Here is a 25615-nt window from a genome sequence, read left to right as displayed (position 1 = left end):
CTATGTTCAATAGTATCATAGAAAATCATTCCAACACAACCAATAACCTCATGTATACGTATGCTGATTAGCCTTCGTAAACAGATGGTTTTAACACTCCAATATACGGGAGGTTTCGGTAACGTTCAGCAAAATCCAATCCATAGCCGACAACAAATGCATCTGGCACTTCAAATCCAACATAATCTGCTTTGATGTCTGCTTTGCGGCCGCTTGGTTTATCAAGCAATGTCACAATTTTAATGGAATTTGCTTTACGGTATCGGAAAAGCTCTACCAGATAGCTCAAAGTTAACCCACTGTCGATGATATCTTCCATAATCAAAATATCTCTTCCTTCAACAGAAGTATCTAGATCCTTAATGATCTTTACTTCTCCAGAAGATACGGTAGACTTTCCGTAGCTAGATACATCCATAAAATCAAGTTCTAAATATGTATCAATGTGTTTGATCAGGTCTGCCATGAATGGAAGAGCCCCTTTCAAAACACCAATAGCCAGGGGAAATTTACCATCATAATCACTGGTTAATGTTGCACCCAGTTCCTTCACTTTTTGCTGGATCTCTTCTTCTGAGATCAAAATCTTTTCAATATCTTGTTTCATGCTTTTGCTTGCCCCCTACAAATTTTCGTGCTGTCTATATTGTAATACAATGAGATCGCTGTTTGTCATATCAATTTCTTCAAAAACGGATTTTTTCAGACCTGGGATCCAGATGATTTGATGATCCGAGTCAGTGACGATCGGCCAGCTGTCTCTTTCTGCAAGAGGCACTTTTTTATCAATAAATATATCCTTCACCTTTTTTGATCCATTCATCCCTTTAAGTTTGATTCGATCACCATTTTTTCGTGAGCGAATGATCAAAGGGAGACGAACATGATCTTTTTGAAGCAAGAAAAAATGGTTTCCGTTCCGTGCATCCTTCGGAACATGATTTGATACGGCGATAGACTGTCCATTTGGGAGAAAAAGCTCTTCTCCGAGCTCAACCTTTAAGTGAAGAGCATAAGACTGGTCTAATACATGCGATCGTTCAAAGGTAAACATACAGTGATCATAAGACTTGACAGCTTGTAAACCTTTTGGCAAATCTAATGATCCAGACGGTTGATCGGTATGAGATAACCAGTCTAAAGTCCCTAGAATATGCTGGTTTGAAAACGCTGATTGAGTGTTTTCATAAAGATAGTTTAATATTAGTTGAATGCCTCTTCTTTGTAAAGGCAAAGGCAGGTCAAGCAAAGGCTTCGTTTTGATCTCAATTTGCTTAGGCGATTGACTCGTTATCACTTGGTTCATTTGTTCCTTTGTTAAAGCCTGCAAGTATTGCTCATCCTCAGTCAGCATGTCACTTACAAACTGAAAGCTTTCATGTACATGAGGTGCCTCTTCTTTTAACACGGGAAGAATGTGTCTTCTTACCCGGTTTCTCAAGTAGTCATCCGTATGATTGCTTTGATCAATGACATAGGGGACATGTTCTTTTTCACAAGCTTTTAGTACGTCGTCCTTAGAGTATCCAATGAGCGGTCGAATCAGCCACCCATTTTGAAAAGGACGTTTTGCTTGGATACCCGCGAGTCCTATACCAACAGTCCCTCTCGCAAGTCTCATCAACATTGTTTCTACTTGGTCGTCTCCATGATGTGCAAGCGCTATAAATTGAGCGTTGTATTGCTCCATCAATTGACGAAAGAAAGCATATCTGCACTCCCTTGCAGCTGCCTGTTTGTTTAAGCGGTTTTCTTTTGCATATTGGGTGACCTGTATGCGGGACGATTCAAAAGGGATCTCGTGCTCCTTACAGTAAGCCTCAACAAATGCCAAATCAGCAAAGGACTCTTCTCCTCTGAACATGTGATCTACATGGGCTGCAATCAGCTGATAGGAACCTTTGCGGCGCTTGTTAAGTTCATGCAGTAAGAGCATGGAATCCGGTCCGCCGGAAACCCCGACAATGACTGTCGTATTTTCAAGGTAAACATCATGCTTTTTCAAAAAAGATTCAATTCTATTCACAACTTCCTCCTCACAAAGAGCAGGTAATTTAAAGATATACATATCCTATCACTTTCAGTAGCTCCAAGCAAAGAAGAAGCCTGCTTTTTTACAGCTCTACAACAGGAACAAAACCACATATGCACAGTAAAGAGCGAGTACACTGCACACGATAAGAATGGTTTCAAAAAGACCGCCTGATTTTTTGCGTGCTGACGTTCTTTTTGCTGCTGCAGCCCGCGATCGTGTAGCCACTTGTTGATTTTGATTAATAGCGGGTTTTGGCGCGTTTTTTTGCTGCTGCTTCTTTTGGCGCGTTTTTCTTGTTGCAATCAGCTGTCCTTCTTTCAGCATCGCGCTTTTCATGTCTGCTGCTGATTGATATTTACCTTGTAGAGCAGCCTTTAACACCCTTTCATATCGCTTTAATAAAGGATGTCCTTCAATGGCTCGATAAAGCTGCTTTTCTGGTTCTGCTCCTTTTTTGAATTCTTTCTTATACGCACAGTTGACCATCACCATGGTCAGGGCAAATAAATCATACGATGGTTCAGCTTTTCTTGTGCCAAACCCCCAATAGCCTCGATCAAAAAACTCGGTATACTCCTTAATTGCCCTGCCTGCTTTCGTCGTTCCTCCCACATCAATGCACCGAATCGTTGCCGGGGGACCAGAAACAATGAGATTATCCGGCTTTAAGTCACCAAAAATCCATCCTTCCTGATGTAAATGAGCCAGACTGGATAAAAGCTGAATCATCAAAACAACGATCCACTCATCACCCTTATGTTTCACAAATTCAAGCAATAATGGACCTCTGACATATTCCATCACATAAAAGGAGCGTTTTTGAGGCATACCTGGATAAATCGCATCATCCATATCATAAAAAGAAGGCCCCATGGTTTTCACAGGAGCCTTTGAAAAGGATTTTAATACATTGACTTCAGATGCAATGAGCATACTGTCATCACTCACTTTAAGGGCCGCTTGCCCATGTGGCGATTCGGCCAGATAGACAACACCGTTCGCCCCTTTTCCAAGCTCTTTTACAATACGGTAATGATGGTGGTGCCATTTCCCTTGAATCACCGTGCCTAACGGGATGTTAGAATCCGAATTCATCATCATGCTCTTCCTTTGCTTCAAGCAGCCCTTTGCGTGAACGAACTGATTTGAAATGCTGAAGTGCTTCCCGAAGCGCTGGTCCCGTTGGGGTGATGCCTCCAGTGGTCAGTTTTGGGAAAATAGATGATAATGAATCGAATCGAGGCGTCCAATTCAACACAATTTCAGCATCTGAGTTTTTCCCGGGAAATACACACATCCCAAACTGATTTTCTCCAATTCTTGAATTTAAACTGATAGAAAGGTCGATAAGTGCTTCTTTGACGGTTGGCAGCTTCGGTTTCATACTTGCACTTGTATCAACAAGCACGAGTACTTGAAGGTGAACCGTCTCTCCTAACTCATCGACAACCTCCATTACTTCCCCGCGCTTATCAGGTGGAAGTTCTTCAATTTCAGCATCTTTGCCGAGAATTTGCTGCAATTCTTTATTCACAACACCTTGTAGCGTTTGTGTCATCGCTTTTTTTGTGACCATTTGTACTGTTTGAGATAACTGCTGGACATAGACAACTTGATGGATGCCTCCGCCTGCGAGAGCAATCCCCTCCACTTCCTTCATCGCTTCATGATCGTGTCTGTTTTCTTCCATAATGCCAATGACATTGACTGTAATCCCTTGTTCCTTTGCCAATGAGGCAATCGCAAGCGGATCTTCCCCGTGATTTGAGCAGCCATCTGTAATCAATAAGATTTGGTTGACGTGACCTTTTCGCATCTTCATTCCTCCTGGGATTGTAACTGAATGCTTATATCCCCATCATCGCCAGAAGAAATTCATATTATACGATATATTAAGAAATCTCTTGTTTCTCAAGATAGAATGTACCGGTCGGAATGGAAGCCCATTTTGGTGTGTTGTGGTCGAGCCTGATGACAACAACTGTCATATCGTCGTCAATTTGGCCTGCTCTTGTTCGAATAACCTCTTCCATTAATAAATCAGCAATTTCTTGGGGATCTTCTGTTTTAAAGCTTTTCATTTTCCGTTTCACCCACAGATCATGATTTTCAATATGCTTTGGCCCCTCAAAAATACCGTCACTCATCATAATCAATAGGTCTCCTGCCTTCATCTGTTCACTCACAACCTCGACTTCGAATTCATCAATAATACCGATTGGCAAGTTGCTTGCTTGTACCTTCATCACCTGATCACCCCGTTTAATAAAGCTGGGTGTTGAACCAATCTTGAGGAACTTACAGCTCGCATCCTGTAAATCAATGATCGATAAATCCAATGTGGAATAGATCTCGTCCGTCGTTCGTAAAGATAAAATACTATTAATGGTTTTAATCGCCACTTTTTCATTGATACCTGACGCCAATATTTTTTCTAACAGCTTAATCGTTTCATTGCTTTCAAAATGAGCACGTGCTCCGTTGCCCATTCCATCACTAATAGCTGCGGCATACTTGCCTGCTCCAAGCTCCATCATGCTGTAGCTGTCTCCAGATACCAGTCCTCCGCCTTTTGCTGCATGTGCCACGCCTGTAGCCACTCGGTATGATTTAGCAGAGCCAAATACAACGTGGCAATAGCCTGTTGGATGCTCTGCACACTGTTCTGCTTTGACTAAAATCTGTTCTTCTAAAATATCCGAAAGCATTGGAGCAATGATTTTTTCACATTCCCCATGCCCTTGGCAATATGGTATTCTCATTTCAATATCCACATTTCCCTGCTCCAAGCTATAGATTTCTACTTGCTGAATTTCAATACCAAAGTGCTGAAGCGCTTCTATCATCTGCTCTTCCTGAATAAAATGCTGCTCTCTTTCTCGTTTTATTTCCCGGGAAAAATCCTCCATTACTTGCGAGACCCCCATCAGCTGTTCAGCGACAAGACGCCTGCTGTCTTGGACTTTTTTCTTCAGTGTCTGGTTGGCTTTATAGTAAGCGATCTCCTCTTCGATCAATTCCTCAACATGTTTTGATTTTGAGCAGTGCTGACTAAATTTCTTTTTCAATTTTCGGTTATGCTCATACGTTTTTTCATCAGATTCATGCATAACTTGTTTCATTAGTTCATAGGTTGTATCAAAGTTCTGCACCCAGCATTTATTTTTCTTATAGCACGTTTGACAGGATCGTTCTGTGATCGTACTTAAAAAAAGATCTACATCCTCTTCCTGCTTCTTCTCTTCAGGAACGGATTCGTAAAATGTCGCAAAACTCTCAGACAGCGCATGAAATACATGAGAGAACTGATCTACCTTTTTTGCTGTCACGTCTCGTACCTTCCGAGCATATTGCTGCTGCTCTTGTACATGCTCTACCGTACCAGGAATGTATTTCGCTACCTTGGAAGTAACTGATTGCGGCGTGAGCAAAAAGAGCGCAACCGCTATAAGTGATTCATACAGTGTGGTCATGAGACCTGCTGACCCTTCCCCGTACAGTGAAATGAGTAAGGAACCCACAATTAAGCCGATGGCTGCCCCTGCTTTCTTCCCTTCTTTCAGCAATCCGCCTAATAAGCCTGAAAAGGCAAGAAGACTCATCTGATAAAGGTTTCCGATGTTAGCAAGACCGAGAATTAATCCTGTCACAACACCGACCGTACAACCAATACTGGCTCCGCCAATAAAGGCAAATGTCAGCACTACATAACGTGACAAAATATGCTCTGCCTGCATTCCTTGAAATGTGATCCCAGCAAGACCAGTTAAAACTGAGGCAATTAAAATCATAAAACAAATAATTTCTTCGACCTTTAAAGAGTGTTTAATTTTCCTGACTGTAAAAATCGGCAGGCTTTGAAGAAAAATCAGAGTCAAAATGAAGGCAAGTCCTGCTTCGACACCCGCCATGACGTAATCATAACTTTGCACAGCACCTTGCTCTAGGTAAACAAACGCTCCTCGGGTGATCAGCATTGAGAGAACAATGACAACCGGTAATGTTTTCACTGGGTCTTTGATGATGAAAGAAACCACCTTTGACATAAGGAGAAACATGAGCAGCGACGCAAACACAAACAATGCATTTTGAGGTGATATTGTCATCGCCCCAGCGAGTAATGCTAGACAAGCAAGCATCGCCTTATCTCTTTTAATAAGCAGCATGGAGCCAAAGAAAGGCAGAGCAAACGGCATAATTTCAGATAATATAAAGGCTCGTCCTAATAAAAAGCCTAGAACAACATAAATAAACCCTTTATAGAAAAAAAGAGAATGCGTGTGATGAAGAAACAGGTTATTCATCTTTTTTAATCCCGCACTGATTCTTTCAAACCCCGCTCCTGTTAAATCAGTTCTTCTTTCTAGTTTTTCCATCTTCTCATCCCCCACCTGATATTCGTTGCTTGTCATTATAGCGAAGGTGAAAAAGAAATTTTGTCAAAAGAAGTTGTCGTTTCCATAAAACGTTCGACGCTTTATTCGTCAAAGAGGCATACTTTCATGAAAGTCGATGTCTTTCATCACAATTTTACGAAGGCACAAAAAAACAGCTTTCCTATAGAAAGCTGTTTCGAAGATGACCCGTACGGGATTCGAACCCGTGTTACCGCCGTGAAAGGGCGGTGTCTTAACCGCTTGACCAACGGGCCTTGCTTTATGTTCTAGTTAAAAGGATAGCGGCGGAGGGGATCGAACCCCCGACCTCACGGGTATGAACCGTACGCTCTAGCCAGCTGAGCTACACCGCCATAATGAAAATGCGCTAAGAAGCACAAGAACTATAATACAAAGGATTCGCTTGTCCGTCAATAGAAAGTTTTAAATTAAATGACGAAATCTCAAAAAATGTCGGATGGATCATGAAAAAAAGCACCTGCTGAACAGCAGATGCTTTGTTGTGAAAATATATAGAAAGCAGCAACAAGTTAACCTCTTCTTGCTCCGCGCCCCCCACGTTTTGATTCCGTGTTACGTTTTAAAGATGTTAAGCGATCTTCGCTATCTTTTAAGAATTTGTTCATTTTTTGTTCAAACGATTCCTTCGGACGGAAATCATTTCTGCTTGGTCTTGATTGTTGTTGAGGACGATCTTTTGCTTTTTTAATGGACAAGCCGATTTTACCGTCTTTTTCAACGTTAATCACTTTCACTTCAACTTGTTCACCGACTTTTAAATGCTCATTAATATCTTTTACATAGTTATCGGCTACCTCACTGATATGAACGAGACCAGTTGAACCGCCTGGCAACTCCACAAAAGCTCCAAAATTTGTAATGCCCGTAACTTTCCCTTGTAACTTGCTGCCAACTTCAATCGACATAAAAAAAGTGCTCCTCCTTAGACTTATAAAAAAATCTCATTTGTTCAATTATACATAAACTGAATTTTAAGTGTCAACAAGGCTAATCGCTCTTATTGCCCACATCAAAGATTTTTTCGCCTTTTTTGGACATATAATAGTCCCGTCGTGCCAGTTCGAGTACGTATTCCTTGCTTTTCAGCTTCTTAATTTCATCAGAAATATCTTCCTGCTTTGTTTGTAATTGCTTCAACTCTTTTTCGAGCGCAACCTTCTTCTCTTCTTTTTCCTTTAGTGAAGACGATTGCGACCAGAGGGCACTTGTCACCAAGACAGCAAACATGAGCACGATTACACCAAACACGGTAAGCCTTCTAAGGAGTCCGCGACGTTTGCGTTTTAAGCGCTGCGCTTGCTGTTCCATTTGTTTTTGGTAATCATTTTGAATTTGTGCGATATTTCTTTTTCTCTTGTTCAAAATTGAAGGCCTCCTCTCTTACTTTGTCCAGAATTGTTTCCATTTCGTTTTGATGGTACCAGATAATTTCTTGGCCCCTTGTAAAATTCCTGCTCCTTTTGAGAAAAACAATCTCATTGATGTTCGCCATTTTTCGGGAATCCGATGAATAATGGTCACATTGAGTAACCAGATGAGCGGATAACAAACAATCGACAGCACCTTCCACACGAGCCGAAACGTAAAACGAACAAGACGTAAGAGCGAGTGGAGCAAGAACAGAATAGCACTTATAATCAATGTGATCATCCAGCGGATCGGCTGGAAGACAACCGACATGACCAGCCTTTTTAGGAAGAGAACAGTCTGATATACACACATCATGATAAACTTGAGAATCTTGAGATACAAATGTTTCATCAATGCCTGATACATCGAGAAACCTAGAGCAACAGCTAGAAAAATATAAAGCCTGAATTCTCCCTCATTTGTCAGCAGCAGGACGTAAAAGAATAAGAGACCCTGTACCATCCAAAAAAGGAGATCGTGGATAACCAAAAGCCATTTTGCTGTTTTTTCCCGGTTCACAAACAGCTTGTACGTATCAAGCGATGCGCCCAGCCAGATGCCCATCGCCGCCATGGAAAGCATCGTATAAAACTGGACTGTCAGCGTCATTTAAACAGCTTGCTAAAAAATCCTTTAGCTTTCTCCCCGTGCTGCTCATCAACATAGATTAAATCAAAAACACGCCCTTTGATCGACACAACGCCCTTTTCGACGTCTAGGTTTTTCATTTGCAGATTTTCTCCGCGGATGGCGAGAATCCCCATGACCGTCTCCAGCAGAAATTCCTCACTATCAAAGCTTTCCACTTGTTTGACACCAGTAATATCTAAATGCTTTCTGTTTCGCATTGTGACATTGTGCTCCGCGTCTGATGACAGCTTCGTGCCTTGAGGTTGATTATAATATTGATTCATCTATACATCCCCCATATCTCATACTTGCATGTTACTGCATTGTATGTGATAAGAGGGTCATTTAGAACAAGCCCTATTCTGCTGTTTTTTCTTCTTTTAGCACAGTATACATGCCAGCCGCTTCTTCTTTTTTCGTCGTGTCCTTTAACTCGTTGACTTGAACAGTCACTAGTTTTTGACCAAAGCGGATTTGCAGCTCATCTCCTTCTTTCACGTCAGAGCTTGCTTTCGCCTGTGTTCCGTTAATAGATATCCTGCCTTGATCAGCTACTTCTTTTGCCAATGTTCTTCTTTTAATTAAACGGGACACTTTTAAAAATTTATCTAGTCTCATGTGTGTTCACCTCTTTCTATGCGTTTCGCATCGTTCCATAGATCGTCCATTTCCTCTAGCGTTAAGTCATCTAATGAACGGCCCATGTCCTTTGCTTTTTGTTCGATATGCTGAAAGCGCCGTATGAATTTTGTGTTGGCAGAAGCGAGTGCCGTTTCAGGCTCTAGGTGATAGAACCTGCCAATATTGACGAGAACAAACAAAAGATCTCCAAATTCATCTTTCATCTGCTTCGTTGCACCTTCGTCCGTCTTCTCTGCCACTTCAACGAGAAATTCCTGCTTTTCTTCTTCGTATTTGTTCCAAATGTCTTGAACATCTGTCCAATCAAAGCCTACTTTGGCAGCTTTCTTTTGGAGCTTATATGCCTTTGTTAGTGCTGGAAGTGTCGCCGGAATCGATTGCAAAATAGAACCGGCCCGCTCTGGCTTCTCCTGCTGTTTGATTTTTTCCCAGTTGGCCACCACATCTGCTGCCTCAGAAACATTCGTGTCACCAAACACATGGGGGTGGCGCCGAATCATTTTTTCTGTGACATGCTGAATGACGTCATCGATTGAGAAATAACCGTCATCTTCGCCAATTTGAGCGTGAAGCAGCACCTGTAGCAGCACATCGCCGAGCTCTTCCACCATATGATCTGGGTCATCTTCATCTATCGCTTCAAGCAGTTCATAGCATTCTTCAATTAAATATGGTTTGAGTGATTCATTTGTTTGTTTTTGATCCCATGGACAGCCGCCCGGACCTCTTAATGTACGTATGACGTCACGGAAGGTGTCAAATTGTTGATAAAGCAGCTGTTCATCTTGAATCGGAGGAACATAAACACTCGTTAAGTTATTTATCGACACATCTCGATCAAGTTCAAATAAAGGAACGGCAGTAATCTGTTCCTGACTGCTTCCAGCTGCAGTCACAATATAAACTTCATAATCGTCAGGGAGCTTTTCCATCAGCGTGAGTTTCACATTCGAAGCTGTCATCTGATCATATACCTGACAAATCAGAACGTGCTGGGTTAATTTCAGATCATCCGCTCTCATATCCCCTGCATCAACGAATTGTAATCCCTCGATGGGGTCAATCTGCAAGGAGTTGAATGTCGCATCTAGAAAGCTTTGTCCACCAGCGACAGACACCTCAATCCCGCGCTCTTTCTGCCCGGCGACGAGCAGCTGTACGGTCTTTTCTGCCACAAATGGATGACCAGGTACAGCGTACACAATGTCTTTTTCCGCTGCCTCTGCAAATAATATTTCGGTAATTTCCTGATACACCTGATCAAACTGATCATGCTTTTCATAAATTTCATCAAAAAAGGTGAGAGATGGGACCTCCTGCATTAACTCTGCGGTAAGCGGATGATCCTGCGTTCTCATAAATACTTCTTTCGCCTGCTTCAGCTGCTTATATACACCGAGCGTCAGCTGATCCATGTCGCCTGCCCCGAGACCGACGACGGTAATCTTACCTGCCATTTTGATTCCCTCTCATCTGTTTAAAATATAAAATCTTTTTTCCTAATGGAATGAGTCTCCATTCCTCGTCCGTAAATACTTCTAGCTTAAGAATACTATATAAAAAGGCGAAACCACCAATAAAAACTGATGTCAGGCTCTCTAAAACGGAAAACGGACGTTTTTCAAAGGGGATGACCCATGAAAACAGAGCCTGATATCCTATTAAGACAACAGCCATGAAGGCGGCTGATAAAAGAATTTTCACCGGGAACAGCTCTCTCAATGAAATCCATCCTTTATGCTTTAAATAAACGGCATTGAGCACGGCTGCTGTGAGAAAACCACATACAGTTGACCACGCGGCACCGTGGATGCCAAATAACGGTACAAGCGCAATCGTTAGAATCCATTTCACCAGCACGCTGAGGACCACCACAACAGCAGGGTACACAGTATGCCCGAGCCCTTGCAGTAAAGCCGCCTGCGTAATGGCAATCGACGTAAAGGCGATCGATATACAGAATATTTGCAAGGCATCGGTGCCTAAGTCATTACGAAAAAGCATTGTATTGACTGGTGCTAAAATACAAATCAGTCCAACCGCTGACCCTATCCCTAATACCGACGTGGTCTTAACCGATGACCGAACTTTTTGCCGTATCGTTTCATGCTCTCCATTCCTCATGGCTGCCGATAAAAATGGCACAAGTGAGGTTCCGATGCTGATAGCAAACACCGTTCCGAGCTGTAAGAATGGCTGGCCTCGGTCATATACACCTTTCGCCGCCTTTGCCGCCGCTTCACTGAGACCCTCGCTACGCAGCAACGCATACAGATGAAAAGCATCAATCATTTGCATCCATAATATGAGCAAACCACTGACACAAATCGTCAATGTATACAGCACCAAACTCTTCATAACATCTTTTTTTCGAAGTGTCGCCTGTTTGCCTGACATACTTGCAGCAGACTGCTTTCGATAGGTCAGCCAAAGGAAAAGAAGCAAAATGAGCGAGGCCGCACTTCCTGCGATAGAAGAGAACACCGCACCCGCCCCTGTTTCATAAAGCGAATAGCCGTGCCTCACGAAATAGAAGGATAAAACAAGCAGGACACCTACCCTGATGAGCTGCTCAACCAACTGAGAAACAGCCGTTGGAAGCATCAGACCGTCACTCTGAAAAATTCCCCTCAGCATCACGGTGAGCGGCAGAAATAGAAACACAAAAGCACTCATCTGGATGAGCAGAATTAATTGACTGTCTGCCATAAGGCTTGCAATTGTGCCTGCTCCTATGTAAAGACAAAGAAATAAGACTAGGCTCAGTAAAGTGATATAGACCAAGGATACCCTTGTAATGATCCGTCGATTCTCTTCCCCATGCTCACTCAAAAGCTTGGACACCATGACAGGAAATCCTGTTGTACCAAGCATGATGGCAATGCCAAGGAAAGGATATACCTGCTGATAAATATAAAACCCTGTGTCCCCTACGATGTTTTGAAACGGGACACGGTAAATGGCACTTAATATCTTTGATAACAGGCCTGCGATGGTCAAAATCACCGCACCCTGGAAAAGCCAGTGCGGCTGATTCACAGCATTTTTCATGGATGACTCCTTTAAAATAGATCTACAGTTAAACGCACTCATTATATCATACGTGAATGAAAAGGCGTTTCTTTCTAAGGAGTAGACGGCACATGTCTCGTTTTGTTTCATCCCATATAAAAAACCGACAAAATCAAATGATTTCATCGGCATTCTTTCATTTTATCAAGATGATATAGAGTTATTAGACCTAATGTTCCATTTGACGGGCTAAGAAGCCAGCTGCCGTTTCTGCCGCTTTATGCTCCACTTCTCCCATTGAACGCTCTTTAGAAAATAAGACGACGGCGCCAATTGGATCTCCGTTCGCAACAATAGGTGCAATGGTATAAGCAGATACGTCATCATCAATACCATCGACAAGTTGAATTTCTTTTTTATTTTCTTCTAACACAGAATTACGCTGATCCATTGTTCGTTCAAGTAAATCACTGATGGATTTGTTCAAGTACTCTTTTTTCGAACTGCCGGATACAGCAATATACGTATCTCGATCACAGATCAGGATGGAATGACCCAGACTGTCGAATAATGCATCAGCATATTCCTTCGCAAAGTCTCCTAGCTCACTAATCGGCGAATACTTCTTCAAAATTACTTCTCCATCGCGGTCGACGAAAATCTCAAGCGGATCTCCTTCCCGGATGCGCAATGTTCTGCGAATCTCCTTCGGAATAACCACTCTACCTAAATCATCGATGCGGCGTACAATTCCAGTTGCTTTCATTCACTGCTGCCTCTCTTTCGTTTGATGATGTGTTGGGTGAATGGAACAAAAGCGTCCACTTTATGCAACATTCACCACTTGACCCTGAGTTTAGTATCCGTCACATCAAACGTAATATACACGAGAGACAAACAAAATTTTATGAAGATGGAATGGTTTCTTTTTTCACATCTTGAAGGCCTCGAAGCATGTTAAGAACAACCTCAAGCCATTCCTCAGTCTTCTTGCCTTTCGTTTGGACAGAAATAATCAGCTTGCTGCCTTCCATTCCTAATCCGATTTCACGTCCATATTTACTGCCGAGCTCAAATAATTTTTGACCGTCGATTTCACTGCTGGCTTTCTCATCAAGGGTCATTCTGACAATGCCTTTCTCCATCTTGATCAGCTCGACACGTTCCTGGACAGCGTACACCTTCATTGTCGCAATCGTAAACAAGTCAGCCACTTCTTGCGGATATTCACCAAATCGGTCGATCATTTCATCCTGAAGCTCTTTTCTCTCTTCAATCGATCCAATTGCTCTAAACTGTTTATACATTTCAATCTTTTGCTTGCCATCCGAAATATAAGTGTCTGGGATGTAAGCATCAATTTGCAGATCAATTTCTGGCTCGAATTTATCTTGGGCCGTTGTATCGCCTCTTCTTTCCTCAATGGCTTCTTTCAGCATTTGAGAATAGAGATCGAATCCAACCGAATCAATGAAGCCATGCTGCTGAGCACCAAGTAAGTTCCCTGCTCCTCGAATTGTTAAATCACGCATCGCAATTTTAAACCCAGATCCGAGCTCTGTGAATTCTTTAATGGCTTGAAGTCTTTTCTCCGCAACTTCAGAAAGAACTTTATCTTTTCGATACGTGAAATAAGCATATGCGACACGGTTCGAACGCCCGACTCGTCCTCTTAGCTGGTACAGCTGAGAGAGCCCCATTTTATCTGCATCATGGACGATGAGCGTGTTCACATTTGGAATATCGACTCCCGTTTCAATGATGGTGGTACTGACCAATACATCTGATTCACCTTCAAGGAAATTAATCATCACTGATTCCAGCTCGTTCTCACTCATTTTCCCGTGCGCATAACTGACTTTTGCGTCTGGGACCAGCATGGAGATTTCGTCTGCTTTTCGTTCAATATCCTCAACACGGTTGTAAAGGAAGTACACTTGACCGCCGCGTGCTAATTCTCGCTCTATCGCTTCTCTGACTAGAGCGCCATTGTACTCAACCACATAGGTTTGAACAGGGAAACGGTTTTCAGGCGGTGTTTCAATCACTGATAAATCCCGTACGCCAAGCATGGACATATGAAGCGTACGCGGAATTGGCGTAGCCGTTAATGTCAGTACGTCGATATTGGCTTTCATCTGCTTAATTTTCTCTTTATGCGTCACACCAAAACGCTGTTCCTCATCAATGATCAGCAGCCCTAAATCCTTGTAGACGATGTCTTTTGAAAGAAGACGGTGTGTGCCGATAACCATATCGATCGTTCCGTTTTTCAGCCCTTTTAACGTTTCAGTTGTTTCTTTTCTTGTACGGAAACGGCTCAGCTGCGCAATTTTGACAGGGTAGTCTTGGAATCGGTCCATGATTGTGTCAAAATGCTGCTGTGCTAAGATGGTTGTCGGAACAAGCAGGGCTACCTGCTTCCCGTCAGCAATCGCTTTGAAGGCCGCACGAATAGCCACCTCCGTTTTTCCGTAACCCACATCTCCACAAAGCAGACGGTCCATTGGACGTTCCCGCTCCATATCCTGTTTAATTTCGTGAATCGAACGGATTTGATCATCTGTTTCCTGGTAAGGGAACGCAGATTCAAACTGGCGCTGCATCTCATGATCAGGCGAGAAAGCATATCCTTTGCTTGCCTCGCGTTCTGCGTACAGTTTAATCAGATCATCTGCGATGTCCTGTACAGATGTTTCAACTTTTTTCTTCACACGTTTCCAATCACTGCCGCCAAGTTTGTACAGCTTTGGTTCTTTACCTTCTGATCCTACATATTTCTGCACCTGATCAATTTGTTCAACCGGTACGTAAAGCTTGTCGCTTCCTTGATAATGAATATTTAAATAATCTTTATGAATGCCGCCGATTTCAAGCGTTTCTATTCCTAAATATTTACCGATCCCGTGGTTAATGTGCACCACATAATCGCCGACTTGAAGCTCTGAATAGCTCTTGATCCGCTCTGCATTGGTCAGCTTTTGCTTACGCGCCTGTTTTTTCACACGTTTCTTGAAGAGTTCACCTTCTGTGATTACAGCAATTTTTGATAACGGCAGTTCAAAGCCTGTTTGCAGCTCACCTTGTAAAATATACACCTGTCCGCTCACAAGCTCAGCGTCCGGTTTAGCAAGAGCGGCTTCAATGTCATAATCATGCAGAACAGACGACAGCTTTTCTGTCCGCTCTTCATCAGCACCTAAGAAGACAACCGTGTATTGCTGTTTTTTATAGCGTTCAATTTCACTCGCCAGCACATTCATCTGTCCGTGGAAATTCTGCATTTGCTTACTAGATACATTGACGATATTTTGCGGATTTGTCTGCTGGACATGTCTCAGGAACAAAGAGTAGTACAGAATGGATCTCGATTGCTGATTGATCAGTTCTTGGAACGGGAAAGATAGAGATAAATCATGAAGAATATTGCCTTCTTCAAGCAGACTAATTGTCCAATCGGCTTCTTCCTGTTCAAGCTGTTCTTCCATCTCCTGAATTCTGCTGATTTCATCTAAAATAATAATCGTATCCTGCGATGTATAATCTAGCAAACTAGCAGGCTTTTCATAGAAATAGGACAGGTACTTCGTCATTTCCTGTGTCACGATGCCTTCTAGCAGCTTCTCGCGATCAGCAGAAATATTTTGATGAAGCAGTTCTTTTTGCTGATCTGAGTTGAATTTCTTTAAGCTCTTCGCCAGCCCTTGATCAAGCTGTTCAATAGCTCTCACTCGTTCAGGACCTCTCACAATTAACTCTTTTGCAGGACCTATTTTGATTTCTTGAAGGGTTTCTAATGAACGCTGTGTATCCGAATGAAACGTTCGAATCGAGTCTACTTCTGTATCAAACAGTTCAATACGGATTGGATGATCTTCCGTTAACGCATAGATGTCGATAATTCCTCCGCGCACACTAAAATCCCCGGGCGCTGCAACCATCGACGTCCGGTCATAACCAATTTGTACGAGTTGTTTTGAAAACGCCTCCAAATCAATTTCTTCACCGATCTTTAAATGGATCTGACTCTCCTTCCAGAGCTCAACTGGCGGAAGCATCCTGCGCACCGCAGCTGCGGGAGTGACGATAATGGGGTTTTCTCCATTCGCAAGTCGATTCAGGACATCCAAACGCTGTGCTCTCAGCTCAGGACTGGCCACTGCAATTTCTGAAGCGATGAGTTCATTGACAGGATAAAGAAGAACCGAGCGATCCGGCATCACACTTGCTAGATCATCTGTTACCTTCTGCGCCTGATATAAATTGTGAGTCACAATAAACATTGGCCGCTTCAGTTCGTCTGATATCGCGGCTGTAAATAAAGATCTGACGGAGCCTGATAGTCCGGCAAGCAGCTGTTCTTTTAACCCTTCCTTTAGCCCATTAAAAATGGACTGAAAATCATCACTTTGTTTGATAAATGATTGTATGTTTTTCATTTGGCTCCTCCTCCCTGTTTGTTTAAAACAGAAAAACGCTTTGGTCTAATATCTACACCAAAGCTTTTTTATTGAATAAAAGTATGATACTGATGGTAATCAGGATTTCTTTCGAGCGCCTCTTGGCAATCCTCACAAATGGTTTGTACATGTAAATCACCATTTTCCCTATAAGAAATCATATCGTTTCTTTCCTCATTTGTTAAGTGATGAAATCCAAGTGCTTCACTTTGGACAGCAGATTCATCTAGACTGCCAACCTTTACACCACAGTGGCGGCAGTAATAATGCAAAGCCATACGTGATCCTCCCATGCTGAGATTTTATGATCAGTATGTGCTTCGCTTATCATTCTTATACCTTCTTGTTAAAATCATTCATCACTTCTAAAAATGGCTTTTTTAAAGCTGCTTCACAAGCCTCGACAGACGATTGAATGGCTGATGCAATGTCAGGCTGTTCTTCTTCTGAGAAACGTCCTAGTACGTAATCAACGACCTTCATGCCGTTTTGAGGACGTCCAATGCCGATACGGAATCGGTCAAATTCAGGTGAACCTAAATGCTGAATCAATGATTTGATTCCATTATGCCCGCCTGCACTTCCTTTTGTACGTAAGCGAATCCGGCCAGTTGGCAAATCAAGATCATCATAGATCACTTTCAAATGTTCAAGGGGAATATCGTAATAGTCCATCAGCGGACGCACGCATTCTCCTGATAAGTTCATATATGTAAGCGGCTTTACAAGTAGAACCTTTTGCCCCGAAACAAACCCGGTTCCAAATTGTCCATGGAATTTTGATTGATTTAAAGGAATGTCCCATTTTTTCGATAATTCATCTATTGTCATAAACCCGACATTATGTCTTGTTTTTTCATATTCTTTTCCTGGATTGCCTAATCCAACAAATGCAATCATGAAACCAATAACCTCCTTTGTCACACAGCACACGCCTAAAAAATGAGCCAATCAGATTGCCTCATGTAAAAACGTATGAATTCTTTTCATTCTAGCACAAAAGACGCAACCGCGGGAGGGTTACGTCTTTAAATGACCAGTTATTCTCCATCGTCATCCTTTTCTTTAATGGCCTCAGGCTCTTGCGGCTCCTCTTCGCTATCTGGCTCAGGAACCTTTGATTGCTGAGGCGGCAGAATGGAGGCAACGACTTCTTCTGGATCGTTATTGATTTGATAAGATGACTGAACAGACAGATCAGCAACTGTTAAGACATCATTGACTTCTAAGTTTGTAATATCAGCTTCAATATTCTGCGGGATATCTTTTGGTTTCGCTGTAACAGATAGTTCAAATAGTGGCTGCTGAAGCACACCGCCATCTTTTACCCCTTTAGACTCGCCAATCAGCTGTATTGGTACATCCGCCTCAATTTCACGCTGTAAGTCAACGACTTGGAAATCAGCATGGACAAGTTCGTTTTTCAGCGGATCTGTTTGTAATTCTGTCACCATCACAGATTTCGTTTCACCACCCACGTCTAAGGTGATAATTGTATTCTTCCCTTCATCACGTAAGGTTTTTAATAAATCGATGCTGTCTAATGAAACAGCCAGGCTATCTGTATTTTTTCCGTATATGACACCAGGAACGTGTCCTGAATGACGGATTTTTTGCAGTGTGGAACGTTTGAAATCAGTTCTTTTATTTGCTTTTAAAGTTGCCATATTCAGCACCATCCTATTTCTTTTTTGTCACTACTCTCATAATTACCCATAACCGAATCATTTTAAACCTATTTGCCGTGAATGATGATAGCAAAAAGACCCCAAGCTTGATGCCTAGGGCCTTTTTTAATCAGAAAATTAGCTGAAAAGGTAGCTCACAGATTCTTCTTCATGTACACGGATGATGGCTTCTGCAAGCAAAGGCCCAACCGAAAGCGGAATGAATTTTCCAACTTTCTTGTCATCAGTTAATTGAATACTGTTTGTCACAACTAATTCTTTAATTTTAGAGTTTGTGATACGTTCTACTGCTGGTCCAGACAAGACTGGGTGCGTACAGCAAGCATATACTTCAGCTGCTCCATTTTCGACTAGCGCATTAGCAGCAAGTGTAATAGTACCAGCTGTATCAATGATATCATCGATTAGAATCGCCGTTTTGCCTTCAATGTTACCAATAATGTTCATGACTTCAGCAACGTTTGGCTTTGGACGGCGTTTGTCGATAATTGCGATTGGCGCTTTCAGGCGGTCTGCCATTTTACGCGCACGTGTCACACCACCGTGGTCAGGAGACACAACAACGATATCATTCAAGTTCTTCTGTTCGAAATAGTTTGTTAAGATTGGCACAGCCATTAAATTATCGATTGGAATATCGAAGAAACCTTGGATTTGCGGCGCATGAAGATCAAGTGCAATCACACGTGTAGCACCTGCTGTTTCAAGCAAGTTTGCAAAAAGCTTCGCAGTGATTGGCTCACGAGGTTTTGCCTTACGATCTTGACGTGCATATCCGTAATAAGGGATCACAATATTGACAGTTTTCGCAGAAGCGCGTTTTAGCGCATCCACCATAATGAGCAGTTCCATGATATGCTCATTGACTGGCGCACTTGTTGATTGAATGACATAACAATCACAGCCGCGGATACTTTCTTCAATATTGATTTGGACTTCACCGTCACTAAAGCGTTTAACAGAGCTCTTTCCTACATCAACTCCGATACGATCGGCAATTTCTTTGGCAAGTTCAGGGTTTGAATTCAAAGAGAATATCTTTAAATTCGCATCAGCATAACGATTAGACATGGTAAACCTCCGGGTATTTGGATTATTTTTTATGAATATTTTTCACATAATCTTCTTTATTGACTTGTCTTGCTCTAGCAATAGACAATGCATCCTGCGGTACATCTTCTGTAACCGTTGAACCGGCTGCAACATATGCCCCTTTTCCGACAGTGACTGGTGCAACGAGATTTGAATTACAGCCGATAAATGCGCCGTCTTCAATCTTCGTTAAGAATTTGTTTTTCCCATCATAGTTGACTGTAATGGAACCACAGCCAAGATTTACATCAGTTCCGACCTCTGCGTCTCCAATGTAGCTTAGATGAGATGCTTTGCTGCGGTCTCCGAAAACTGTTTTCTTGATTTCGACAAAATTCCCAATTTTTACTTCATCGCCAATTTTCGACAACGGGCGAATATGAGCAAACGGTCCAATTGTCACATCAACTCCAACCTCACTATCGCAGACGACAGATTGCTTAATAACTGTTCGATCTCCGATGATGCTGTCAACAATTTCAGTGTTTGGCCCAATAGTGGCGTCTGCACCGATTTTTACATTCCCTTTGATGACCGTCCCAGGATAAATAACTGTATCTTCACCGATGACAGCATCTGGCGAAATATACGTGTTCTCAGGATCAATCAAGGTCACACCATTCTTCATATGCTGATGATTAATACGTCGCTTCATGAATTGCTCTGCTTGTGATAGAGCGATACGATCGTTAACTCCAAGTGTTTCTTCAAAATGCGGTGTTTGATAAGCTGCAACTGTTTGCCCTTCATTTTTTAAAATTTCAATAACGTCTGGCAAGTAGTATTCACCCTGTGCATTTTCATTCGACACTTGCTCAATCACACGGAAGAGATCTTCATTTGAAAAACAATAAGTCCCTGTATTAATTTCATTCACTTGACGCTCTGCATCGTTCGCATCTTTATGCTCCACAATTTTCACGACAGCACCTGTTTCGTCACGAATAATACGGCCATAGCCTGTTGGATCATCCGCATGTGCTGTTAAAATAGTAACTTTCGCTTGATGTTTTTGATGCTCGCTTAACATGGCTTCCATTGTTTCCGCTGTCAATAATGGCGTATCACCACAAATGACAATGGTTGTTCCCTTTTCCTGCGCGAGGAACGAATTTGCTTGTTTGACGGCATGGGCTGTTCCCAGCTGTTCTTCTTGAAGTGCATACTCACTTCTGTCTCCAAGCTGCTCTTTCACGTCCTCTGCACCATGACCGACAATCGTCACTAGCTTGGCTAAAGAAAGCTTTAACGCTTCATCTGCCACATGCTCGACCATTGGCTTTCCGCAAACTGGATGAAGTACTTTATATAACTTTGACTTCATTCTCGTTCCTTTTCCCGCTGCTAAAATCACTGCGAACCGCTTATCCATTGATTGGCCTCCAATATCCCTATTATCCATAGAAAAATATATCCTAAATAAAGACTGATTTCAAGGATACATAAGGAAGTACAATAATTTTCTAACAGATGAAAGACTTAAGAAACAAGAGAAAAAACGCAAAAAAGACAGCATTTAAAAGAAAACATTCATTTTCTCTTAAAGCCGTCTTTTTAGGTTCACATATGATTAAGAAGCTCCAGCTTCTTCATATTCAATTGTTTCTTCCTCTTCGCCTAAGCGATGATATTCATTTAATACAGCATCTTGGATTTTACCCCGAGTGCTTGAATTAATTGGATGTGCAATATCGCGAAACTCTCCATCAGGCGTGCGTTTGCTAGGCATTGCAACAAACAACCCATTGTTTCCATCAATCACACGAATATCATGAACAACAAATTCGTGGTCCAGCGTGATGGATGCAATCGCCCTCATGCGACCATCGGTATTCACGCGGCGTAATCTTACGTCAGTAACTTCCACAGTAGTTCACCACCTTTTCCCAATATAAAAGCATTACTTAGGTATTCAACGATCGTGGTGATTCTCCTGCTCTTTTTTTAAACTTTTTTTGAAATATCGGGATATTTATACATTATTTGTCATATTCGTGACGACGCTTACATTCTCAGCATAAAAAAAGACATCATGATGATGTCTTTCCCTGCATATGATGAAACCAAACGGCTTTCATTGAGAGTGCCTGTTTATTTAACTAATGCAACTACTTCTATTTCTACAAGCGCATCCTTTGGAAGTCTTGCCACTTCCACGCATGAACGAGCTGGCTTATGTGTATGGAAATACTCACCGTACACTTCATTCACTTCAGCGAATTGTTCCATATCTTTGATGAAAACAGTTGCTTTCACGACTGTTTCAAAGGAAGCACCTGCTGCTTCAAGTACAGCCTCAAGATTACGGAATACTTGATGTGTTTGTTCTTTAATATCTCCATTGACAAAATCTCCAGCTGGGGTTAATGGAATTTGCCCTGAGCTGTAAAACATGTTATTGACAATAATTCCTTGAGAGTAAGGTCCAATGGCTGCTGGTGCATGTTTGGTTTGAACAACTTTTGTCATATCAATCTCTCCCATTCAAATACATGTTTAATCAAAGCTTACGCTTTCGAATGAAAAAACTCGTGGAAATTGCCTTCATTGATCTCAATGATTTTTTGCTTCATATCAATGGTAGAAAGCTTTAACAACGAGACATATTCATCGACAAGACGTTCATCTACGCCTTCATCTTCTAAAAGAACACCGATCCCTGCAACATTTGCATTAAATTCCTCAAGCAAATTCATCATGCCGTTAATGGTTCCGCCCGCTTTCATAAAGTCATCAATGATCAACACATTGGAGCCTTTATCTAAGCTGCGCTTTGCAAGGGACATGGTTTGAATTCGGTTAGAAGAACCTGACGCATAATTAATACTGACAGTTGATCCTTCGGTTACCTTATTATCTTTTCTAACGATCACAACAGGCACATTTAAATAACCCGCAACAGAATAGGCAATCGGAATCCCTTTTGTCGCAACGGTCATGACGACATCAATCGCACGGTCCGCAAAGATGGTCGCAAACAGCTTACCGATTTTCGAAAGTATCGATGGATTGCCTAAAACATCGGTTAAATATAAATAACCGCCAGGAAGTACACGTTCAGGAGTTGATAATGCCTCTCCGATATCGTTTACTACGTCATCTGCTTCTTTTAGGTGAATTTTTGGAATATATTTCACTCCGCCAGCAGCGCCAGGTACAGTAAGCAATGTGCCTATTCCTTGCTGTTCGAAGGTCTGTTTGATAATCGTTAAGTCTTCACTAATGGAGGACTTTGCAGATTGATAACGTTCTGCAAAAAAAGTTAACGGTACTAGTACGTGCGGGTGGGCTAACAAATAATTTGTTAAGTCCACCAATCTGCCGCTTCGACGAAACTTCATGAACTTACCCCCAGAACCCGAATAATTTATGAATAATATAACTTAATATACGGATTTAATCAAGGGCATTTTGTTCGCCGATCATGCGGACAGCGTATACTTGATCACAAAATCCTCTCAGTCCGTTATATATTCTTTGTACCTTCGATTCATATTGAATCAAGCCAAATACCGTTGGGCCGCTTCCACTCATTAATACAGCATCAGCACCGAAACGCTTCATCTGTCTTTTGATCATATCTACTTCCGGATACATCTTTAATGTCACAGACTCCAGAACGTTACCGAGTGAGCCGCACATCTCTTTATAATCTTTCGCTTCTATGGCTTCAATCATACGCTGTACATTTGGGTGTTCTACTTTGCTTGCGTCATATTGTCTATAAACTTCAGCTGTAGATACCCCAATCACCGGCTTCGCTAAAATCACCCAGCAATGCGGCGGTGTCGCGATATGCTTCAGTTTTTCTCCACGTCCTGTCGCTAGTGCTGTGCCTCCGTGTACACAAAAAGACACATCTGAGCCGATCTCCGCTCCAAGCTCAGCCAGTTCATCTAACGTGAGATTTAACTTCCACAAACGGTTTAAACCGCGAAGCGCTGCTGCAGCATCACTGCTGCCTCCAGCTAAACCTGCTGCAACAGGTATTGCTTTTGTGATGACAATCGATACCCCTTTTTGAATACCGAACCTTGTTTTGAGTAATTTAGCCGCCTGATAAGCCAAGTTACGCTGATCATCTGGCACAAATCGATTATGAGATGATACACGGATTTCGTCTTTGTCCAGCTCAGTCAGCTCAAGTCGATCTGCAAGGTCTATTGTTGTCATCACCATCTCTACTTCGTGATATCCATCCGGTCTTTTTCCATGGACATCAAGTGAGAGATTAATTTTTGCCGGTGCTTTTTCTAAAATACGCAAACATTTCACCTACTTCTCCATCTAAACATAAGTATCAATATTGTATCACATTTGATGGATCTGATGAATATTGGCTTTTACGCCCAGCACACTGACTTTTTCAACAAAAAAAGCCAGAGACACCTGAGGTATCCCTGACCATTTTTCTATCGTTGATTCTCATCCTGAGCCATGTGCTGCTGAGCTAATTCGATGGCACGTTTGACCATATTACCTGCGTCACGCGCACGAATTTCTCCCCAGCCTCCATTTTTGACGGTATCATAAAATCCAAGATCCTTCGCCAGCTCGTATTTGAACTCATCTGACATAATGCCTCGGCGTCTACCCAAACGAAACAGCCCCTTTAGTCGAGAATTCGAATCAGTGCCACTGCTTTTGTGGCTTTCTTATTTTATATCGAATCCTTTCTTTTACCCCTTTCAAAAAATGGACAGACTCCCATTCAGAAAAAAAGGCAAAACAAAAAGCAGTAAACAAGAAGTTCACTGCCCATTAATAGGCGACTGAGCTAGCGGCATCATCGAACGTTAATTCGACCGTCTCAGTCAGTATATCTGCATAACTGTAAGAAACTCTTTCAAACGAATTCTCATCTTGATCTAATTGAATCACAAATACAGAAGGGTACGTTTCAGCTAAAATGCCCGAACGCTCAATTGTTTTACGGCGGCCTCCGTTAGCCTTTAACGTCAAACGTTTACCTAAGTTACCATCAAGCGATCTTTTGATGTCGGACAAAGTCTTCGCCATTGCATCCACCTCACTGAGATAATTATACAACAACGGCCCATTTTTGTCAAATAAAAATTAAATTATATCAACCAACACGAGCCATTGTCAACAAAATAATTTTGACAAACTTCTACCTTTTCTCCTCCCTATTTTTCTCAAATTCCGGTGAATTATGTATCCGTTTGAAATTTCTTTTTACACATAAAAAAAACCAGACTGAAATCAGTCGGGTTATGTCGATTCATGGTCTTTTTTATATGGCATACCTACCCTTAAAACACCCTTCGTCTCGATGCCTCCTAGACCTTTTTCTCTTGTTAATGTATTACGAAGCACATCCCACACATTGATTCGATCTACAAATGGAGTGAAGCTGATCTTCGCAACGATATAGACGGGATCGAGCGCATGGATGTTCACACGTGAAGGTGAGCTTGCAAAATTGGCACCTGCTTGGATCAATGATTCGAAATGAGATTGACAGGCGCCTGCAAAGATCACAAGCTGATCTAAATGAGGAATTTTCTTTCTTGCTTTTTGAACCGTCTCAACGAAATGACGAGAATGGCGATAGGCACCGATATCATTTACGCCGCCCTTTTGCTTGGAATACGCATCATGCCCTGTAATGACCAAAATATCAGGCCGATATTGATCAAGTAACGAATCGATCACGCTTGGCATTTTCTTCTCATGACAATGCACTCCATATACAGGCACACCAATTCGTTCATATACATCTAAGCATTTCTTTAAGTATGAAGCATCTCCATCTAAATGAAGGACCTTTCCAGGCATGTGAAAATACTGCTCCTGATGCTGATATTGTCCAGAAGTATAATACTCTTGTTTTTCACGCAGCAGCTGATAATCCTGTCTTAGTAAGTCGAGCGATTCGTTAATTTTCCGTTCGTCGTCCTTCTCCCTTGTCAGCTGCTCCTCTTTTTGAATTAAGACGAGATCTGACATCTTAGCATCAGCAATCAGCCTCACTTCATTCCCATGCAATATGGCAGTGGCTTCGTGCTGATCTGTCTCATCAATTCGAATGATTCGAAACATAATATCCATTTGATAGGATGCCCTCGTCACCATATCTCCTATTTGAAATTGCATGCTGTTCACTCCACAATCAGGCTCATATCCTGTTGGTATCGTCTTGCACTACACATGGCCGTCTTTCATATGTGCTGTTCTTTCTAGCCTATGCCCGAACAGTTGAAGTGG

General features: G+C 42.1%; 25 protein-coding genes, 2 tRNA genes and 1 pseudogene. All 28 read right to left on the bottom strand.

Going from position 1 to position 25615, the window contains the following annotated elements:
* Positions 1-67: 67 nt before the first annotated feature.
* Positions 68-607 carry a hypoxanthine phosphoribosyltransferase gene (gene hpt / locus AWT60_RS17755; RefSeq protein ID WP_008357399.1) on the bottom strand — a complete coding sequence of 180 codons (540 nt, stop codon included), beginning with the start codon at positions 605-607 and terminating at the stop codon, positions 68-70.
* Positions 604-2026: pseudogene (gene tilS / locus AWT60_RS17750) on the bottom strand (tRNA lysidine(34) synthetase TilS). The gene hpt and the pseudogene tilS overlap by 4 nt, the downstream one beginning before the upstream one ends.
* 96 nt (positions 2027-2122) lie before the next feature.
* Positions 2123-3130: a protein kinase domain-containing protein gene (locus AWT60_RS17745; RefSeq protein WP_041105745.1), complete on the bottom strand. Its 1008-nt coding sequence runs from the start codon at positions 3128-3130 to the stop codon at positions 2123-2125.
* Positions 3114-3851, bottom strand: coding sequence for a vWA domain-containing protein (locus AWT60_RS17740; RefSeq protein WP_034284249.1), 738 nt, complete (start codon positions 3849-3851; stop codon positions 3114-3116). Before AWT60_RS17740 ends, AWT60_RS17745 begins: the two co-directional genes overlap by 17 nt.
* 76 nt (positions 3852-3927) lie before the next feature.
* Positions 3928-6411, bottom strand: a complete 2484-nt coding sequence (gene spoIIE / locus AWT60_RS17735) for a stage II sporulation protein E (protein WP_218677575.1) — start codon at positions 6409-6411, stop codon at positions 3928-3930.
* Positions 6412-6614: 203 nt separating this feature from the next.
* Positions 6615-6686, bottom strand: a tRNA-Glu gene (locus tag AWT60_RS17730).
* 25 nt (positions 6687-6711) lie between these two features.
* Positions 6712-6785 (bottom strand) — tRNA-Met (locus AWT60_RS17725).
* A gap of 177 nt (positions 6786-6962) precedes the next feature.
* The gene (locus tag AWT60_RS17720) at positions 6963-7358 is read right to left on the bottom strand and encodes a S1 domain-containing RNA-binding protein (RefSeq protein WP_008357409.1); all 396 of its coding nucleotides are present in this window, start codon (positions 7356-7358) and stop codon (positions 6963-6965) included.
* Between the two features lie 82 nt (positions 7359-7440).
* Entirely contained in the window at positions 7441-7815 is a 375-nt protein-coding gene (locus AWT60_RS17715; protein ID WP_003217952.1) for an FtsB family cell division protein, read from the bottom strand.
* Between the two features lie 18 nt (positions 7816-7833).
* Positions 7834-8472, bottom strand: coding sequence for a spore cortex biosynthesis protein YabQ (yabQ, locus tag AWT60_RS17710; protein ID WP_041105727.1), 639 nt, complete (start codon positions 8470-8472; stop codon positions 7834-7836).
* On the bottom strand, positions 8469-8777 hold the full coding sequence (gene yabP / locus AWT60_RS17705; protein ID WP_024425646.1) for a sporulation protein YabP: 309 nt from the start codon (positions 8775-8777) through the stop codon (positions 8469-8471). The genes yabQ and yabP overlap by 4 nt, the downstream gene beginning before the upstream one ends.
* Positions 8778-8850: 73 nt before the next feature.
* Entirely contained in the window at positions 8851-9111 is a 261-nt protein-coding gene (locus AWT60_RS17700) for an RNA-binding S4 domain-containing protein (protein ID WP_008341839.1), read from the bottom strand.
* Complete coding sequence (gene yabN / locus AWT60_RS17695; protein WP_041105725.1) at positions 9108-10592, bottom strand: bifunctional methyltransferase/pyrophosphohydrolase YabN; 1485 nt, start codon at positions 10590-10592, stop codon at positions 9108-9110. Before yabN ends, AWT60_RS17700 begins: the two co-directional genes overlap by 4 nt.
* Positions 10582-12186 (bottom strand): putative polysaccharide biosynthesis protein, encoded by a 1605-nt coding sequence (locus AWT60_RS17690; protein ID WP_041105722.1) that lies wholly within the window; start codon positions 12184-12186, stop codon positions 10582-10584. The genes yabN and AWT60_RS17690 overlap by 11 nt, the downstream gene beginning before the upstream one ends.
* 190 nt (positions 12187-12376) lie before the next feature.
* Complete coding sequence (gene spoVT / locus AWT60_RS17685; RefSeq protein WP_024427194.1) at positions 12377-12913, bottom strand: stage V sporulation protein T; 537 nt, start codon at positions 12911-12913, stop codon at positions 12377-12379.
* A 139-nt stretch (positions 12914-13052) separates the two neighbouring features.
* Positions 13053-16586, bottom strand: a complete 3534-nt coding sequence (gene mfd / locus AWT60_RS17680; RefSeq protein ID WP_041105720.1) for a transcription-repair coupling factor — start codon at positions 16584-16586, stop codon at positions 13053-13055.
* A gap of 68 nt (positions 16587-16654) precedes the next feature.
* Positions 16655-16885, bottom strand: coding sequence for an anti-sigma-F factor Fin (gene fin / locus AWT60_RS17675; RefSeq protein ID WP_003217967.1), 231 nt, complete (start codon positions 16883-16885; stop codon positions 16655-16657).
* Positions 16886-16940: 55 nt separating this feature from the next.
* The gene (gene pth / locus AWT60_RS17670; RefSeq protein ID WP_024425643.1) at positions 16941-17507 is read right to left on the bottom strand and encodes an aminoacyl-tRNA hydrolase; all 567 of its coding nucleotides are present in this window, start codon (positions 17505-17507) and stop codon (positions 16941-16943) included.
* 140 nt (positions 17508-17647) lie between these two features.
* Complete coding sequence (locus tag AWT60_RS17665) at positions 17648-18274, bottom strand: 50S ribosomal protein L25/general stress protein Ctc (RefSeq protein WP_041105718.1); 627 nt, start codon at positions 18272-18274, stop codon at positions 17648-17650.
* Between the two features lie 138 nt (positions 18275-18412).
* Positions 18413-19366, bottom strand: a complete 954-nt coding sequence (locus tag AWT60_RS17660) for a ribose-phosphate diphosphokinase (protein ID WP_024425641.1) — start codon at positions 19364-19366, stop codon at positions 18413-18415.
* A gap of 22 nt (positions 19367-19388) precedes the next feature.
* A complete protein-coding gene (gene glmU / locus AWT60_RS17655; RefSeq protein ID WP_041105717.1) occupies positions 19389-20759 on the bottom strand; it encodes a bifunctional UDP-N-acetylglucosamine diphosphorylase/glucosamine-1-phosphate N-acetyltransferase GlmU in 1371 nt (456 codons plus the stop codon).
* Positions 20760-20957: 198 nt separating this feature from the next.
* The gene (spoVG, locus tag AWT60_RS17650; protein WP_008357439.1) at positions 20958-21254 is read right to left on the bottom strand and encodes a septation regulator SpoVG; all 297 of its coding nucleotides are present in this window, start codon (positions 21252-21254) and stop codon (positions 20958-20960) included.
* Between the two features lie 224 nt (positions 21255-21478).
* Entirely contained in the window at positions 21479-21856 is a 378-nt protein-coding gene (ridA, locus tag AWT60_RS17645) for a 2-iminobutanoate/2-iminopropanoate deaminase (RefSeq protein ID WP_024425639.1), read from the bottom strand.
* Positions 21857-21894: 38 nt separating this feature from the next.
* Positions 21895-22728 (bottom strand): pur operon repressor, encoded by an 834-nt coding sequence (gene purR / locus AWT60_RS17640; RefSeq protein ID WP_076839430.1) that lies wholly within the window; start codon positions 22726-22728, stop codon positions 21895-21897.
* A 55-nt stretch (positions 22729-22783) separates the two neighbouring features.
* Positions 22784-23653, bottom strand: a complete 870-nt coding sequence (gene ispE, locus AWT60_RS17635) for a 4-(cytidine 5'-diphospho)-2-C-methyl-D-erythritol kinase (RefSeq protein WP_019743558.1) — start codon at positions 23651-23653, stop codon at positions 22784-22786.
* Positions 23654-23799: 146 nt separating this feature from the next.
* Positions 23800-23985 (bottom strand): small, acid-soluble spore protein, alpha/beta type, encoded by a 186-nt coding sequence (locus AWT60_RS17630; RefSeq protein ID WP_012008653.1) that lies wholly within the window; start codon positions 23983-23985, stop codon positions 23800-23802.
* A 163-nt stretch (positions 23986-24148) separates the two neighbouring features.
* Positions 24149-24406 carry a biofilm formation stimulator Veg gene (gene veg, locus AWT60_RS17625; RefSeq protein ID WP_024425637.1) on the bottom strand — a complete coding sequence of 86 codons (258 nt, stop codon included), beginning with the start codon at positions 24404-24406 and terminating at the stop codon, positions 24149-24151.
* Between the two features lie 213 nt (positions 24407-24619).
* Entirely contained in the window at positions 24620-25504 is an 885-nt protein-coding gene (yabG, locus tag AWT60_RS17620; protein ID WP_024427198.1) for a sporulation peptidase YabG, read from the bottom strand.
* Positions 25505-25615: the final 111 nt, after the last annotated feature.

The organism is Bacillus sp. F2HM, from assembly GCF_019266135.1.
Lineage (GTDB): Bacteria > Bacillota > Bacilli > Bacillales > Bacillaceae > Bacillus > Bacillus safensis.
This window is presented reverse-complemented; position numbering and strand designations above follow the sequence as displayed.

Coding starts and splice junctions, on each gene's coding strand:
- hpt (WP_008357399.1), bottom strand. CDS start 607: ATGAAACAAGATATTGAAAAGATTTTGATCTCAGAAGAAGAGATCCAG.
- AWT60_RS17745 (WP_041105745.1), bottom strand. CDS start 3,130: ATGAATTCGGATTCTAACATCCCGTTAGGCACGGTGATTCAAGGGAAA.
- AWT60_RS17740 (WP_034284249.1), bottom strand. CDS start 3,851: ATGCGAAAAGGTCACGTCAACCAAATCTTATTGATTACAGATGGCTGC.
- spoIIE (WP_218677575.1), bottom strand. CDS start 6,411: ATGGAAAAACTAGAAAGAAGAACTGATTTAACAGGAGCGGGGTTTGAA.
- AWT60_RS17720 (WP_008357409.1), bottom strand. CDS start 7,358: ATGTCGATTGAAGTTGGCAGCAAGTTACAAGGGAAAGTTACGGGCATT.
- yabQ (WP_041105727.1), bottom strand. CDS start 8,472: ATGACGCTGACAGTCCAGTTTTATACGATGCTTTCCATGGCGGCGATG.
- yabP (WP_024425646.1), bottom strand. CDS start 8,777: ATGAATCAATATTATAATCAACCTCAAGGCACGAAGCTGTCATCAGAC.
- AWT60_RS17700 (WP_008341839.1), bottom strand. CDS start 9,111: ATGAGACTAGATAAATTTTTAAAAGTGTCCCGTTTAATTAAAAGAAGA.
- yabN (WP_041105725.1), bottom strand. CDS start 10,592: ATGGCAGGTAAGATTACCGTCGTCGGTCTCGGGGCAGGCGACATGGAT.
- AWT60_RS17690 (WP_041105722.1), bottom strand. CDS start 12,186: ATGAAAAATGCTGTGAATCAGCCGCACTGGCTTTTCCAGGGTGCGGTG.
- spoVT (WP_024427194.1), bottom strand. CDS start 12,913: ATGAAAGCAACTGGAATTGTACGCCGCATCGATGATTTAGGTAGAGTG.
- mfd (WP_041105720.1), bottom strand. CDS start 16,586: ATGAAAAACATACAATCATTTATCAAACAAAGTGATGATTTTCAGTCC.
- fin (WP_003217967.1), bottom strand. CDS start 16,885: ATGGCTTTGCATTATTACTGCCGCCACTGTGGTGTAAAGGTTGGCAGT.
- pth (WP_024425643.1), bottom strand. CDS start 17,507: ATGATTGCATTTGTTGGATTAGGCAATCCAGGAAAAGAATATGAAAAA.
- AWT60_RS17665 (WP_041105718.1), bottom strand. CDS start 18,274: ATGGCAACTTTAAAAGCAAATAAAAGAACTGATTTCAAACGTTCCACA.
- AWT60_RS17660 (WP_024425641.1), bottom strand. CDS start 19,366: ATGTCTAATCGTTATGCTGATGCGAATTTAAAGATATTCTCTTTGAAT.
- glmU (WP_041105717.1), bottom strand. CDS start 20,759: ATGGATAAGCGGTTCGCAGTGATTTTAGCAGCGGGAAAAGGAACGAGA.
- ridA (WP_024425639.1), bottom strand. CDS start 21,856: ATGACAAAAGTTGTTCAAACCAAACATGCACCAGCAGCCATTGGACCT.
- purR (WP_076839430.1), bottom strand. CDS start 22,728: ATGAAGTTTCGTCGAAGCGGCAGATTGGTGGACTTAACAAATTATTTG.
- veg (WP_024425637.1), bottom strand. CDS start 24,406: ATGGCGAAGACTTTGTCCGACATCAAAAGATCGCTTGATGGTAACTTA.
- yabG (WP_024427198.1), bottom strand. CDS start 25,504: ATGCAATTTCAAATAGGAGATATGGTGACGAGGGCATCCTATCAAATG.